Below are 12551 nucleotides of genomic sequence, written 5' to 3'. Positions count from 1 at the left end.
TCGGAGTGTTTCGGTGGTTATAGCGTCAGGGAAACGCCCGGTCCCATTCCGAACCCGGAAGCTAAGCCTGACAGCGCCGATGGTACTGCAACCGAAGGGTTGTGGGAGAGTAGGACACCGCCGAACTCAACCAAAGGAAAGGCCCCGGTCGAGAACCCAACGGTTCTCCCGGGGCCTTTTCGCACGCCCGAAAACCCGAGCTCCGCCCTCGATCACGCGAGATCCGGCCCCGATCACGCGAGTCACGGGGCCGGTCACGCGAGATCGGCCTACGAAGCCGGCCGGCGGAGCAGGTAGGTGTCCATGATCCAGCCGTGGCGTTCGCGGGCTGACGCGCGGGTCGACCGGATCTCCGCGGCCAGCGCCGGGGTCAGAGGGCCCGAGATCAGGATCTCGTGGGGCGTACCCACGTACGCGCCCCAGAAGATTTCGAGACCGGACGACGTGAAGCGGTCGAACGTCGTGTGGGCGTCCAGGAGGACGAAGACGTCGTCCACGTCGGAGGGCCAGCCCGAAGCGAGCCGGCGGCCCGTGGTCAGCTGGACCGCCCGGCCGATCTGGTTCATCGTCGTGCGGTGACGGGCCACCAGGGCCGAGATGCTGCTGATCCCCGGCACCACCTCGTACTCGAACTCGACGTTCCCCCGCGCCAGCACCGCCTCGATCAACGCGATCGTGCTGTCGTACAGCGACGGGTCGCCCCACACCAGGAACGCCCCCACCTCGGACGGCCCCAGCGACGACTGGATCAGCGACTCGTACACCGACGCCCGCGCCTCGTGCCAGTCGGCCACCGCCGCGCGGTAGTCCGCCGGGGTGCGGTCGCGCGGCGGGTCGGGCGCCACCACGACCCGGTACGAGCGCGTCACGAACCGGTCCAGGATCTCCTGCCGCGCCCGCACCAGATCGGCCTTCTCGGACCCCTTGTCGAGCACGAAGAAGACGTCGACGCGGTTGAGGCGGTCGATCGCCTGGACCGTGAGGTGCTCCGGGTCGCCCGCACCGATCCCGATCGCGTAGAGCTTGCGCATTCCGCGAGTCTGGCCGCCCCCGATGGAGAACCCCTACCCCCGATGGGTATAAAGGAAGGAGACGAAAGGAGCGGGAAATGGCCGAAACGACCTACACCGTCGAGGGCATGACCTGCGGGCACTGCGCCACCTCGGTCCGCGAGGAGGTCTCCGAGCTCGCGGGCGTCCGGCAGGTCGACGTCGACGTCGAGAGCGGCCGCGTGACCGTGACCAGCGACACGCCCTTGACCACCGACGCGGTCGCCGCCGCCGTCACCGAGGCCGGCTATCGCCTGGTCGCGTGAGCGCCCCCACCGCGGCCCGCGTCGAGCTCGCCATCGGCGGGATGACGTGCGCCTCCTGCGCCGCCCGCGTCGAGCGCAAGCTCAACAAGGTCGACGGCGTCACCGCGACGGTCAACTACGCCACCGAAAAGGCGCAGGTCAGCTACCCCAGCCGGCTATCGGTCGACGACCTCAGGGCCGTCGTCGAAGCCGCCGGCTACTCCGCGCGCCTCCCGGAGCCGCAGGTGCGGGAGGCGGAGACGCCGCGCAAGCGTTTGCTCCTCTCCGCCACGCTCACCGTCCCGCTGATCGCGCTCGCGATGGTCCCGGCCTGGCAGTTCCCGGGCTGGGCGTGGGTCGCGCTCGCGCTCGCCGCCCCGGTCGTGACCTGGGGCGCCTGGCCCTTCCACCGCGCCGCCGCGGTCAACCTGCGGCACGCGACCGCCACGATGGACACGCTGATCTCGCTCGGCGTCGTCGCTTCCGTGGCCTGGTCGCTGTACGCCCTCGTCTTCGGCGGGGGCCACCACCACCTGTACTTCGAGGTCGCCGCCGCCGTCACCACGTTCATCCTGGCCGGCCGCTACTTCGAGACGCGGGCGAAGCGCCGCGCCGGCGCCGCCCTGCGCGCGCTCATGGATCTCGGTGCGAGGGACGTCACCGTGCTGCGTGACGGCGAGGAGCACCTGGTCCCCGTGGCCGGTCTTCACGTAGGAGACGTCTTCGTCGTCCGGCCCGGCGAGAAATTCGCCACCGACGGCGTGATCACCGAAGGCGGCTCCGCGGTCGACACGAGCATGCTCACCGGCGAGCCGGTGCCGGTGGAGGTCGGCCCGGGCGACGCGGTCACCGGCGCCACCGTCAACGTCGGCGGGCGGCTGGTCGTGCGGGCCACCCGCGTCGGCGACGACACGCGGCTGGCGCAGATGGCGCGGCTCGTCGAGGCCGCCCAGAACGGCAAGGCCGAGGTCCAGCGGCTCGCCGACCGCGTCTCGGCGGTGTTCGTCCCGCTGGTCGTCCTCGCCGCGCTGGCCACGCTGGTGGTCTGGCTCGCCACCGGCGGACGCCCGGACCAGGCGTTCACCTCCGCGGTCGCCGTGCTGATCATCGCCTGCCCGTGCGCGCTCGGCCTTGCGACTCCGACGGCGCTGCTGGTCGGCACCGGCCGCGGTGCCCAGCTCGGCATCCTCATCAAGGGACCCGAGGTGCTCGAGTCCACCCGCCGCGTCGACACCGTCGTCCTGGACAAGACCGGCACCGTCACCACCGGCCGGATGACGCTGGTCGAGGGCGACGGCGAGGCGCTGCGGCTGGCGGGCGCCGTCGAGGCCGCTTCCGAGCACCCGATCGGCCGGGCCATCGCGGAGGCGGCGAAGGAGCGCTTCGGCACGCTTCCCGTGGTCACGGACTTCCGCAGCACGCCGGGCGTCGGCGTGACCGGCGTGGTCGAAGGACGCGCCGTCAGCGTCGGGCGCGCCGAGGGCGGCGCGGCGACGACCGTCGGCGTGACCTGGGACGGCGAGGTCCGCGGACGGCTGGTCGTCGCCGACACGATCAAGCCGACGTCCGCGCGGGCGGTCGCCGAGCTGCGCGAACTCGGCCTGACGCCGGTGCTGCTGACCGGCGACAACGCCGGCGCGGCGCACGCTGTCGCCGCCCAGGCCGGGATCGACGAGGTCGTCGCCGAGGTCATGCCGGAGGAGAAGGTCGCGGTCGTCAAGCGCCTGCAGGCCGAGGGCCGGGTCGTGGCGATGGTCGGCGACGGCGTCAACGACGCGGCCGCGCTCGCCCAGGCCGACCTGGGCCTCGCGATGGGCACCGGCACGGACGCGGCGATCGAGGCGAGCGACCTGACGCTCGTGCGCGGCGACCTGCGCGTCGCCGCCGACGCGATCCGGCTGGCCCGGCGCACGCTGGCGACGATCAAGGGCAACCTGTTCTGGGCGTTCGCCTACAACGTGGCGGCGCTCCCACTGGCCGCGCTCGGCCTGCTCGACCCGATGATCGCGGGGGCGGCGATGGCGTGCTCGTCGGCGTTCGTGGTCAGCAACAGCCTCCGCCTGCGCCGGTTCCGCTGACACCCCGGGAGGGTATAGTCGGCGGCAGGGAAGCCGACAACGGGGACAGGTGGGCGATGACGGGTTACGGCAGCGAGCGGGACGCCTATCTGAAGCGCCTGCGCCGGATCGAGGGGCAGATCCGCGGGTTGCAGCGGATGGTCGAGCAGGACAAGTACTGCATCGACATCCTCACCCAGGTCTCCGCGGCGACGAAGGCGCTGCAGTCGTTCTCGCTGGAGCTGCTGGACGAACACCTGGCGACGTGCGTGGTCCAAGCCGCCGCGGCGGGCGGCGAGGAAGCGGACTTGAAGGTGCGCGAAGCCTCGGACGCGATCGCGCGGCTGGTGCGTTCCTAGCGCACCAGCACCGCCAGCGTGAGGCCACCGGCGTTGGTCGTGAAGTGCACGATCACCGACGCCAGCACGCCCCGGCCCGTGTGCCGCCACCAGTGCAGGAAGATCCCCGCCGCGCCCGCGGCCGCCATGGCCAGCACCTGCAGCACCACCGCCGGTGTCGAGCCGAACACCGCGTGAACGGCCGCATTGCGGCCGATCGCCAGCGCCGGGAGCGCGTGCCACAGGCCGAACAGCGCCGCCGCGGCCAGGATCGGGCGCCAGCGCCACCGCTCGTCGCTCGCGCCGAACAGCGCGGGCAGCACCCCGCGGAACGCCACTTCTTCGATCAGCACCGTGCCGAACAGGATGCGGCCGCAGGTCAGCCACAGCAGCTGGCCGAAGTCCGGGTCGCCCACCCGGCCGTCCTGGTACACCGTGCGCAGCGCGGGCACCGCCAGCGCGACGCCGAACACGACGGCGACCAGCGCCGCTCCGGCCAGGCCGGTCAACGCGGGACGGCGGAGGTGGCGCAACCCCAGGTCACCCCAGGTGCACCCGGCCGCGCGGGCCAGTGCCACCAGCACCACCGCGGCCACCAGGCCGCACAGCGGGTACGCCCAGCCCGGCAGCACGCGGTTGGCCAGGGTGGTCGACGCCGCCAGCGTCACCACCGCCGCGGCCACGACCGGCGCGCGCCGGACCGCAGCGGCGTGCGTCAACCGACCGCCAGGTCGCCGGCCGGTGACCGGCGCTGGACCGGCACCCTCTTGGACATCGGCAACGTCGCTTCGGGGTCGAACGGGCCCGGACGTTCGTCCAGCGCCACCGCCGCGTCGGCCAGCAGCGCGCGGCAGCCGGTCAGGCTCGCCTGGAGCTTGTCGCGGACTTCCTGCAACGCCGTGACCTCGCGTTGGGCCGCCTCGACCAGCGTTTCGCCTTGGCGGGTGGCTTCGCTGATGAGCTGGGCGGCCTGCTCCCGTGCGGAGGCGAGTTCGCTTTCGCCGGTTGCGACGAGCGTTTCGCCTTGTCGCTTGGCGTCGCTGACCAGTTGAGCGGCCTGCTCACGCGCCGAGGCGAGCTCACTTTCTCCGGTCGCGACGAGCGTTTCGCATTGCCGCTTGGCGTCGCTGACCAGCTGAGCGGCCTGCTCGCGAGCCGACGCGAGTTCGCTTTCGCCGGTGGCGACGAGCGTTTCGCATTGCCGCTTCGCGTCGCCGACCAGCCGGGCTGCCTGCTCCCGCGCCGAAACGAGCTCGCTCCGGCCGGTCGCGACCAGCTGGGCGGCCTTCGCCCGGGCGGCGGCCTCCTGCTCGGCCAGCTCGCGCATCGCGTCGGCGCGCCGGACCGTCATCGCGCGTGTGTGGTCCTCTTCCAGCTGGGCTCGGCGGTGTGCCGCCGTCTCGTCCAGCTCGCGGCGGCGCTGCTCGGCCGCGCGCACGAACTCCTCGTGCTCGGCGCGCTGCCGCTCGCGCTCCGCCTCGGCCTCGGCGACCAGCCCGCGTTCCTTCTCGGTCAGCCGGACGGCCTCCGCTTCGGCTTCGCGGCGGATCCGCTCGGCCGTTTCCCTTGCCTGCGCGGTGATTTCCGTCGCTTCCTCGCGGGTCAGCTCGATCATCCGGCGCGAGCGCTCCTGCAGCGCGTCCGCCGGGATCGGGGTCATGCTGATCCGGTCGATCTTCACGCGGAGCTCACGGTTCTCCTCGGCGAGCACGGCCCCGCGCCGGCGCGCCGCGTCGCGTTCGGCGGTGAGTCTGCTGATCTCGGCCTCGGCCCACGCGACGTACTCGGTGACCTGTGCGCGCTGGAAACCGCGCCACGCCAGGTCGAACTCGGGCTGGGTGTGCGCCACGTCCTCGCCGCCGCCGGGGGCCATGCCTCACCTCCGAATTGGATGGTTTCTCCCCGGCCGCGCGTTTTCGTTGCGGCACCGGGGAATTTTCACGTCCACCCCAGTGTGCCGCAAACTCGCCGCCGCGCGCCCCCCGGGCGGGCGATCATTCGTCGAACGGTTCCCCGCGGCCGGTGGACGTGCTCCGGACGCCGGGCAGTTCCGCCAGTTCCCCGGCGAGGTCGTAGAGATCACCGCGCCCCTCCAGGCGCAGCGTCACGACCGCGATCCGTTGCCCCTCTTCGGAAAGCTGCTCGTGGTCGACGTCGACGTGGTGCACCGACCAGCCGCGCCCGGTGCAGGCGGCCAGCGCCGCGCGCAGGACGCCGTGCCCGTCGAGGTAGCTCAGCCGGACCACCGGTGGCTCGCGCCGGTGCCGCGCGACGAACCGCTGCAGCGGCGGCAGGCCGCGCGTCACGACGAAGTGCCCGACCGTCGTACCCGCGGCGAGCACCGGCAGCCCGGCGCCGCACGCGGTGCCGACGGCGGCGGTGACCCAGATCGTCGCCGCCGTGGTCAGCCCGCGCACCGCGTCGCGGCGGACGAAGATCAGGCCGCCGCCGACGAAGCCGATCCCGGACACGATCTGCGCGGCGATCCGCGACGGGTCGAGCGAAACGTGGTCGAGGCCGAGCAGGTCGGCGAAGCCGTACTTCGAGACCAGCATGAACACGGCCGAGCCGACGCCGACCAGTGCGTGCGTGCGCAGGCCGGCGGCCTTCATGCCGGCTTCGCGCTCGAGCCCGATGGCGACGCTCAGCACGAGCGCGAGCAGCACCGGCGGCAGCAGCTCCCACTGCGCCGGCGTGGACCACAGCGTGGGCAAGGTCACGACCTCCAGGTGTCCCGGTGGCGGCAACCGGGAAGAACCGCGGGGCCCGCCACCAGGTCATACTGGGCCCGACGCACCGATCGTGCCAGGGTGAGGTGGAACGGGTGACAGCGGCGCCGGACTTCGTGGCCTACCCGGAAGTGCGCCGCGCCGTCCGCGCGCTGCTCGAGGGGCGGCCGGGCACGTACCGCCGCCCGGTCCCGGCGTGTCCGGAGTGGACCGTCACCGACCTGCTCGGCCACCTCACCGCCATCGCCTCGCGCGTCCTCGCGCGCCACGGCGGCACCCCGCCGGCCCCGGCCGGGACGGTGCCGGAGCTCCTCGACCGCTGGGACGACCTCGGCGAGGAGCTCGACCGGCGGCTCGCCGAGGCGGGCGGGCGCAGCGGCGAGGTCATGGTGATGGACGCCTACACGCACGAACTCGACTTGCGCGCGGCACTGGGGGTGCCGCCGCCGGTGGAGCACCTGGCCTGGGCGCCGAGCTTCGACGTGCTGGTCCGCGGCTTCTCCGCCTCGGTGGCGGGCCGCGGGCTCCCCGCCGTCGACCTGCGGACGACGGGCGGATCGAGGTGGACGGCGGGCACGGGCCGGCCGAAGGTGTCGGTCACGGCCCCGGCGCACGACCTGTACCGGGCATTGGCGGGCCGGCGCTCGCCGGCCCAGCTGGCGGCCCTGGAGTGGAGCGCCGCACCGGAGCCGTGGCTGGCCGCGTTCACCTGGGGACCGTTCACCCCGCCCACGCACCCCGGCGTGTGAGCGGGCCAGGAGGAGTGCCGCTCAGCCGCCCGGTGCGGTGACCGTCAGCAGCGCCGCCAGGGCCAGGACGACCACGCTCAGCAGCACCTCCACCGCCACCGCTTGACGCAGTTTTCGCAGGTCGGTCGTGATCGTCGTGCCGCTGCTCGGGCCCGGGACCGCCAGGCCACGCTGCACCACCCGGCGGGACCGGCTCGCCACCGCCAGCAGCAGCGCGAACCCGGCCGCCTTCAGCAGCACCAGCAAGCCGAACTTGGTCGTCCACAGCGACGTCAGCGACGGCATGATGCGGATCGCCAGCACCGCGCCGCTGACGGCGATCGCCGCCACCGAGCTCGCCGCGATGCGGGAGAAGCGGGTCGCGACCGGGCCGAGGTCTTCGTCCGGGGCCGGGCGGTACAGGCACAGGGCCAGCTGGACCAGGCCGCCCGCCCAGACCGCGATCGCGCCGAAGTGCACCAGGTCCGCGCCGACCGAGAAGAACAGCACCGGGTCCGTGACCGGGTGGCCGGTCGCCGAGAACGTCAGGAGCAGGACGAACCCGGTCACCACGGCGAGGTTTTCGTGGCGGGACCGCAGCCGGTCCGGCAGGTCCGGGCGCAGCAGCCGCGGCACCAGCAGCGCGAACGCCGCCACCGCGGCCAGCCGCAGGAGGAGCAGCTTCCCGTACGCCACGCGCAGGGTGTCCGCCAGCAGGCCGGTGTCGAACACCGCCTCGATGTTCCGGCCGGCCGCGTACGGCCCCTGCAGCACGAACGCGGCCACGGCCGTCACCGCCACCAGCCCGGCGCCGGCGGTCAGCAGGCGACGGGCCCGTCGGTCGGTGCGGGCCGCCGGGCGGCACAGCACCACGAACGCCAAGCCGCCGAGGAGCACGACGCCGAGGTAGGCCAGCCAGCGGGCCGCGGTCGCCGTCGCGTCGACCACCGGGTCGGTGCCCGTCGCCGCCGACACCGCGCCGGCCGACGTCACCAGCGGCCCGGCGCCCACCACGAACGCCAGGGTGCCGCGCACCGGGTGGGAGTCGGCCGAGACGAAGGCGTACTCGACGAGGTAGCTGCCGTCCGGCAGGTCCGGCCGCAGCCGGACGCCGACCTGCTCCGCCACGGCACCGGGCTGGAACACCGGCCCGGAGTCCACCTGCCGTCCTTCGAGGTCGACGACCTTGATCGACCTGGGCTGGATCCCGATGTTCTCCGACAGGGTGATCGACACCAGCGACGGCGCCGCGGTCAGGCGGGCGCCGTCCGCCGGGGTCGAGGAGGTGATTTCGACGTGCGCCGACGCCGGGGCGGCGGTGACGAGCAGCCAGCCGGCGAGCAGTGCCAGCAGCGCCAGCGCCCGCTTCACGACGCGGCGAGCGCGGGGTGCCTCGGCACACCGCAGAAGCAGCCGGTCAGCTCGCGCTCGGCGGCCGAAGCCCGCCGGTGCAGCACGACCGCGACGATCATCGGGATGGTGACGATCGTGTTGTAGAACAGGTGCAGTTCCACCCGCGGCACCAGGAGCTGGATGATGCTGGTGGGCACCTTCTGCCCGGCCAGCCGCCAGCCGCTCTGCGCCTGGATGAACAGCAGCAGGTGCTCGATGTGGTGCCAGAACTGGATGCCCAGCGCGAGGTTCCACCACTGCCGCGACCGGCCCGCGAACCCGCGCCGGAGGGCCCAGAGGAACACCAGCATGACGAGCGCGTAGCCGTAGTGCAGCCATTCCTGCGAAATGAGCCAGGGGAACGGCATCCCGAGCACACCGCGGGCGCGGGAGGTCGGCCAGCCGAGACCGTAGATCTGGATCGCCTGCACGACGTGCTCGGCCCAGTGCGCCAGCACGATGACCATGAACACCGCGAGGGCGCGGTGGTGGTGGCGGCTGTTGAGCCCGCCGAGGAACCCGCCCGGCCGGGCGATTTCGGACGTCGACATGCTGACCCCAGGGTTCGTGAAAACGGCAATCGGTGTGTGTCGACGATATCCGCCCGCGGTCGGCCGCAGATTACTCCAGAATGCTGATTCCGGAGCGGGAATTGCGGCACCCGGCGGATTGCGCGCGGTTCCGCGTCGTCCCGCCCCGGAACGGAGCGCGGATCAGTGGAGCGTGAGGCCGGTCGAGCGTTCCGGCGCCGGCGGGATGTGGAACAGCTTGGTGAACACGTCGAGGTGGGCGGGGTCGCCCTCCAGCCGCACCTTGCCGCCGTCGATCGCGTCCTGGGCCGACAGGCTGCCGGTGAACAGGTCGAACAACGCCGGTCCCTGCGGTTCGATCACCAGGTCGGCGTCGGGCAGCGCGCCGGCGGACGCCTTGAGCGCGCCGTCGTCGACCATCGCGTGCACGATCATCTCGCCGCCGAGGTGGTGCAGCTCGTAGTTGAGGCGGACGCCCGCGGCGGCTTCCTCCTGGAAGGTCGCGTACAGCGAGATGATCGCCGTGTCCAGCGTGAACGCGTCGTCCGGCTTCGGGTAGCTCAGCGACCGCGCGCCCCACAGGCCGAGGTCGAGCACGATCTGGTCGAGTTCGCCGCCGTACTCGGTGAGTTCGTAGACGACGCCGGCGTCCAGCTGCGACAGGACCCGGCGCCGGATGACACCCGCTTCCTCGAGCTCGTTGAGGCGCGAGGTCAGGATGCTCACCGGGATCCGCGGGAGGGTCCGCTGCAGGTCCGTGAACCGCTTCGGGCTGAGCATGAGGTCACGCACGACGAGCAGCGACCACCGCTCACCGACGATCTCGAGTGCCCGGGCGAGGCCGCAGAACTGTCCGTAGGTGCGAGCAGATGTTGGCATACTCGGGTCCTCACTTGTGTCGGAGTGCCGGCCGCGGAGCGGTCCGATTCGCGCAGGGCCGCGAGTTCGGTTACGGTGCGCCGTGCCGCGCGGGCGTCGCTGTCTACGGTGACGGTTGCCCGCTGCGCCCGGCCAGTGAGCCGTGCACTCCCACCCCGTGCGTTTCCCAGGTCCGGCCGTGCGTTTCGCACGTTTTCGTCGTGCGCACGGCACTGGCCGCGAGGTCACCGGGGGGAGCAGGATTCGGATTTCCCGTCCTGCCCACCCGGTGACCGACAGGAGAGCGCATGCGCAATTCAGCGGTGGACGCGAGGGTTCCGGACAACGAGGGCGACTCCGCGGCGGCGATCGCCCCGGCTCCCGCCTTCCGGCGGCACCTGCGGGCGGAGGTGCGGGCGGGCAAGGGCGCGTACCTGTTTTCCGAGCAGGGCGTCATCGCGATGCGCGGCGCCAAGATCGAGTCGCTGGCGGCGTTGCTGGACGGCACGCACGACCTCGAGCGGCTGCTGCGCGGCCGTCCCGGCGGGATGGCGCCGGAGGAGGTCGCCGCGCTGCTGACGCAGCTGGTCGACGCCGGGCTGGTGACGATGCGCAGCCGGCCCGCCGAACCACGCGTCGGTGACGAGCGCGCGCTGGCCTACTGGGACGCCTGTGGCGTCGACGCCGACGTCGTCGCCGCGCGGCAGGGCACCGTGCGGCTGGTCGCGGTGGGCGACACCGCCGACGGTGTCGACCGCGGCGCGGTCGAACGGGCACTGGACGGCGCCGGCCTCGAGGTGGTGCCCCCGGACGCCGGCCCGGCCGAGCTGACGGTGGTGCTGTGCGCGGACTACCTCGACCCGCAGCTGGCCCGGATCGACGCGGAGCACCGGCGGGCCGGGCGGCCGTGGCTGCTGGCGCGCCCGTTCGGGGCCCAGGTGTGGATCGGGCCGCTGCTGCAGCCCGACGGCGCCTGCTGGCACTGCCTGACGCACCGGCTGTGGGGCCACCGGCACGCCGAGGCGTGCGTCCAGCAGGAGCTCGGCCACGCCGGTCCGGCCCGCCGCCCGATCTCGGCGCTGCCGCCGCTCACGGCGGCCGCGGCGCACCTCATCGCGCTGGAGGCGGCCAAGTGGGTGGCCGGGTACCGCCACCGCGGCCAGCAGTGCGTGTGGACGCTCGACACGCTCGACCTGCAGGGCAGGTTGCACGAGCTGCGCCGCCGCCCGCAGTGCCCCCGCTGCGGCGACCCGTGGCTGGTGGCGTGGCGTTCGATGCGCCCGGTCGTGCTGCAGCCGGCCCGGAAGGCGACCACCGGGGGCGGCGGACACCGCACGGCGACGCCGGCGCAGATGCTCGAACGGCACCGGCACCTGGTCAGCCCGGTCACCGGGATCATCAAGGAGATCCAGCCGGACCCGGCCGCGCCCTGGTTCGCCAACGCCTACCGCTCCGGGCCCAACCTCGCCAGGGGCGTCACCGGGATGGCCGGGTTGCGCGCCGGGCTGCGGTGCGAGAACGGCGGCAAGGGCGTCAGCCCGCTCGACGCCGAGGTCGGCGCGCTCTGCGAGGCCGCGGAACGGTTCTCCGGCAACTTCCAGGGCGACGAACTGCGGATCCGCGGGTCCTACGACGAACTGGGCGAGGAAACCCTCCACCCCAACGAGTGCATGCTCTTCGCGGACCGGCAGTACGCCGAGCGCGCGGTCTGGAACCGCGAGCACGCGGACTTCCAGCACGTCGGCGAACCGTTCGACTGCACCGCCCGGATCGACTGGACGCCGGTGTGGTCGCAGTCCGGCCGCCGCCGCCTGCTGCCGACTTCCTACCTGTACTACGGCACCCCGCGGGAGGGGTCGGCGCGCGGCGTGCTCGCCGACTCCAACGGCGCCGCGGCCGGCAGCAGCCTGGAGGACGCGATCCTGCAGGGCGCGCTCGAGCTCGTCGAGCGCGACGCGGTCGCGCTGTGGTGGTACAACCGCACGCCGGTGCCCGGCGTCGACCTCGCGTCCTTCGCCGACCCGTGGCTGCCGGAAATGACCCGGAACTACACGGCGATCGGCCGCGAGCTGTGGGTCCTCGACGTGACGTCGGACCTGGGTGTCCCGGTGGCCGCCGCGGTGTCCCGGCGGATCGACAGCCCGCACGAGGACATCATGCTCGGCTTCGGCGCGCACCTCGACCCGCGGATCGCGGTGCGCCGCGCGGTGACCGAGCTCAACCAGATGCTGCCCATCGTGCAGGTCGCCGGCCACGGCCTCGAAGACCCGGACGCGCGCCGCTGGCTCGCGCACGCCACCGTCGCGAACCAGCCGTACCTGCGGCCCGCGGCGGGACAGCGGATGCGGACCGCCGCGGACTTCCCGTTCGTCAGCCGGGCCGACGTCCGCGACGACGTCGAGGCACTGGGCCGGGTGTTCGGCCGCGCCGGGCTGGACCTGCTGGTGCTCGACCAGACCCGGCCGGACGTCGGGATCCCGGTGGTCAAGGTGCTCGCGCCGGGGCTCCGCCCGTTCTGGGCCCGGTTCGCGCCGGGACGGCTCTTCGACGTCCCGGTCCGCTTGGGCCGGCTCGACGCGCCGACCCCGTACGAGCGGCTCAACCCGTTCCCGATGTTCCTGTGAG

The 12551-nt window shown here is 73.2% G+C and carries 12 protein-coding genes and 1 rRNA gene; 6 read left to right on the top strand and 7 right to left on the bottom strand.

Translation table 11 applies throughout. From position 1 onward, the window contains the following. Positions 1-9 precede the first annotated feature (9 nt). Positions 10-126: ribosomal RNA gene (gene rrf / locus ACLJPY_RS18245) — 5S ribosomal RNA — on the top strand. A 143-nt stretch (positions 127-269) separates the two neighbouring features. On the opposite strand, the gene cobF is transcribed toward rrf, so the two are convergent. Continuing rightward, positions 270-1031: a precorrin-6A synthase (deacetylating) gene (gene cobF, locus ACLJPY_RS18240; RefSeq protein ID WP_410589906.1), complete on the bottom strand. Its 762-nt coding sequence runs from the start codon at positions 1029-1031 to the stop codon at positions 270-272. Between the two features lie 77 nt (positions 1032-1108). Here cobF and ACLJPY_RS18235 point away from each other — a divergent pair, with 77 nt between their 5' ends. Genes ACLJPY_RS18235 through ACLJPY_RS18225 form a run of 3 tightly spaced genes read left to right on the top strand, consistent with a single transcriptional unit; the run spans position 1109 to position 3710 of the window. After that, positions 1109-1315 carry a heavy-metal-associated domain-containing protein gene (locus ACLJPY_RS18235; protein ID WP_410589905.1) on the top strand — a complete coding sequence of 69 codons (207 nt, stop codon included), beginning with the start codon at positions 1109-1111 and terminating at the stop codon, positions 1313-1315. Further along, a complete protein-coding gene (locus tag ACLJPY_RS18230) occupies positions 1312-3372 on the top strand; it encodes a heavy metal translocating P-type ATPase (protein WP_410589904.1) in 2061 nt (686 codons plus the stop codon). The genes ACLJPY_RS18235 and ACLJPY_RS18230 overlap by 4 nt, the downstream gene beginning before the upstream one ends. Positions 3373-3428: 56 nt before the next feature. Next, a complete protein-coding gene (locus tag ACLJPY_RS18225) occupies positions 3429-3710 on the top strand; it encodes a metal-sensitive transcriptional regulator (protein ID WP_043785431.1) in 282 nt (93 codons plus the stop codon). Here the strand turns inward: ACLJPY_RS18225 and ACLJPY_RS18220 are convergent. The 3 genes from ACLJPY_RS18220 to ACLJPY_RS18210 form a co-directional block, all read right to left on the bottom strand. Further along, positions 3707-4408, bottom strand: a complete 702-nt coding sequence (locus ACLJPY_RS18220; RefSeq protein WP_410589903.1) for a type II CAAX prenyl endopeptidase Rce1 family protein — start codon at positions 4406-4408, stop codon at positions 3707-3709. The two genes, ACLJPY_RS18225 and ACLJPY_RS18220, sit on opposite strands and share 4 nt — an antisense overlap. Next, positions 4405-5562: a M protein gene (locus tag ACLJPY_RS18215; RefSeq protein ID WP_410589902.1), complete on the bottom strand. Its 1158-nt coding sequence runs from the start codon at positions 5560-5562 to the stop codon at positions 4405-4407. The genes ACLJPY_RS18220 and ACLJPY_RS18215 overlap by 4 nt, the downstream gene beginning before the upstream one ends. Before the next feature lie 121 nt (positions 5563-5683). Further along, positions 5684-6403 carry an MgtC/SapB family protein gene (locus ACLJPY_RS18210; protein ID WP_410589901.1) on the bottom strand — a complete coding sequence of 240 codons (720 nt, stop codon included), beginning with the start codon at positions 6401-6403 and terminating at the stop codon, positions 5684-5686. Between the two features lie 110 nt (positions 6404-6513). Between ACLJPY_RS18210 and ACLJPY_RS18205 the strand changes: the two genes are divergently transcribed. Then, on the top strand, positions 6514-7167 hold the full coding sequence (locus tag ACLJPY_RS18205; protein WP_410589899.1) for a maleylpyruvate isomerase family mycothiol-dependent enzyme: 654 nt from the start codon (positions 6514-6516) through the stop codon (positions 7165-7167). A 21-nt stretch (positions 7168-7188) separates the two neighbouring features. Here the strand turns inward: ACLJPY_RS18205 and ACLJPY_RS18200 are convergent, their stop codons facing one another. From ACLJPY_RS18200 to ACLJPY_RS18190, 3 genes are all read right to left on the bottom strand, one after another. Beyond that, positions 7189-8517, bottom strand: coding sequence for a copper resistance CopC/CopD family protein (locus tag ACLJPY_RS18200; protein ID WP_410589897.1), 1329 nt, complete (start codon positions 8515-8517; stop codon positions 7189-7191). Further along, positions 8514-9089 (bottom strand): hypothetical protein, encoded by a 576-nt coding sequence (locus ACLJPY_RS18195; RefSeq protein WP_410589895.1) that lies wholly within the window; start codon positions 9087-9089, stop codon positions 8514-8516. Before ACLJPY_RS18195 ends, ACLJPY_RS18200 begins: the two co-directional genes overlap by 4 nt. A gap of 162 nt (positions 9090-9251) precedes the next feature. Next, positions 9252-9947 (bottom strand): winged helix-turn-helix transcriptional regulator, encoded by a 696-nt coding sequence (locus ACLJPY_RS18190; RefSeq protein WP_410589894.1) that lies wholly within the window; start codon positions 9945-9947, stop codon positions 9252-9254. A gap of 287 nt (positions 9948-10234) precedes the next feature. Here ACLJPY_RS18190 and ACLJPY_RS18185 point away from each other — a divergent pair, with 287 nt between their 5' ends. Beyond that, entirely contained in the window at positions 10235-12550 is a 2316-nt protein-coding gene (locus ACLJPY_RS18185) for a TOMM precursor leader peptide-binding protein (RefSeq protein ID WP_410589893.1), read from the top strand. Position 12551: the final 1 nt, after the last annotated feature.

It is taken from the genome of Amycolatopsis sp. lyj-23 (genome assembly GCF_046549135.1).
Taxonomy (GTDB): Bacteria; Actinomycetota; Actinomycetes; order Mycobacteriales; family Pseudonocardiaceae; genus Amycolatopsis.
This window is presented reverse-complemented; position numbering and strand designations above follow the sequence as displayed.

Coding starts and splice junctions, on each gene's coding strand:
- cobF (WP_410589906.1), bottom strand. CDS start 1,031: ATGCGCAAGCTCTACGCGATCGGGATCGGTGCGGGCGACCCGGAGCAC.
- ACLJPY_RS18235 (WP_410589905.1), top strand. CDS start 1,109: ATGGCCGAAACGACCTACACCGTCGAGGGCATGACCTGCGGGCACTGC.
- ACLJPY_RS18225 (WP_043785431.1), top strand. CDS start 3,429: ATGACGGGTTACGGCAGCGAGCGGGACGCCTATCTGAAGCGCCTGCGC.
- ACLJPY_RS18215 (WP_410589902.1), bottom strand. CDS start 5,562: ATGGCCCCCGGCGGCGGCGAGGACGTGGCGCACACCCAGCCCGAGTTC.
- ACLJPY_RS18195 (WP_410589895.1), bottom strand. CDS start 9,089: ATGTCGACGTCCGAAATCGCCCGGCCGGGCGGGTTCCTCGGCGGGCTC.
- ACLJPY_RS18190 (WP_410589894.1), bottom strand. CDS start 9,947: ATGCCAACATCTGCTCGCACCTACGGACAGTTCTGCGGCCTCGCCCGG.
- ACLJPY_RS18185 (WP_410589893.1), top strand. CDS start 10,235: ATGCGCAATTCAGCGGTGGACGCGAGGGTTCCGGACAACGAGGGCGAC.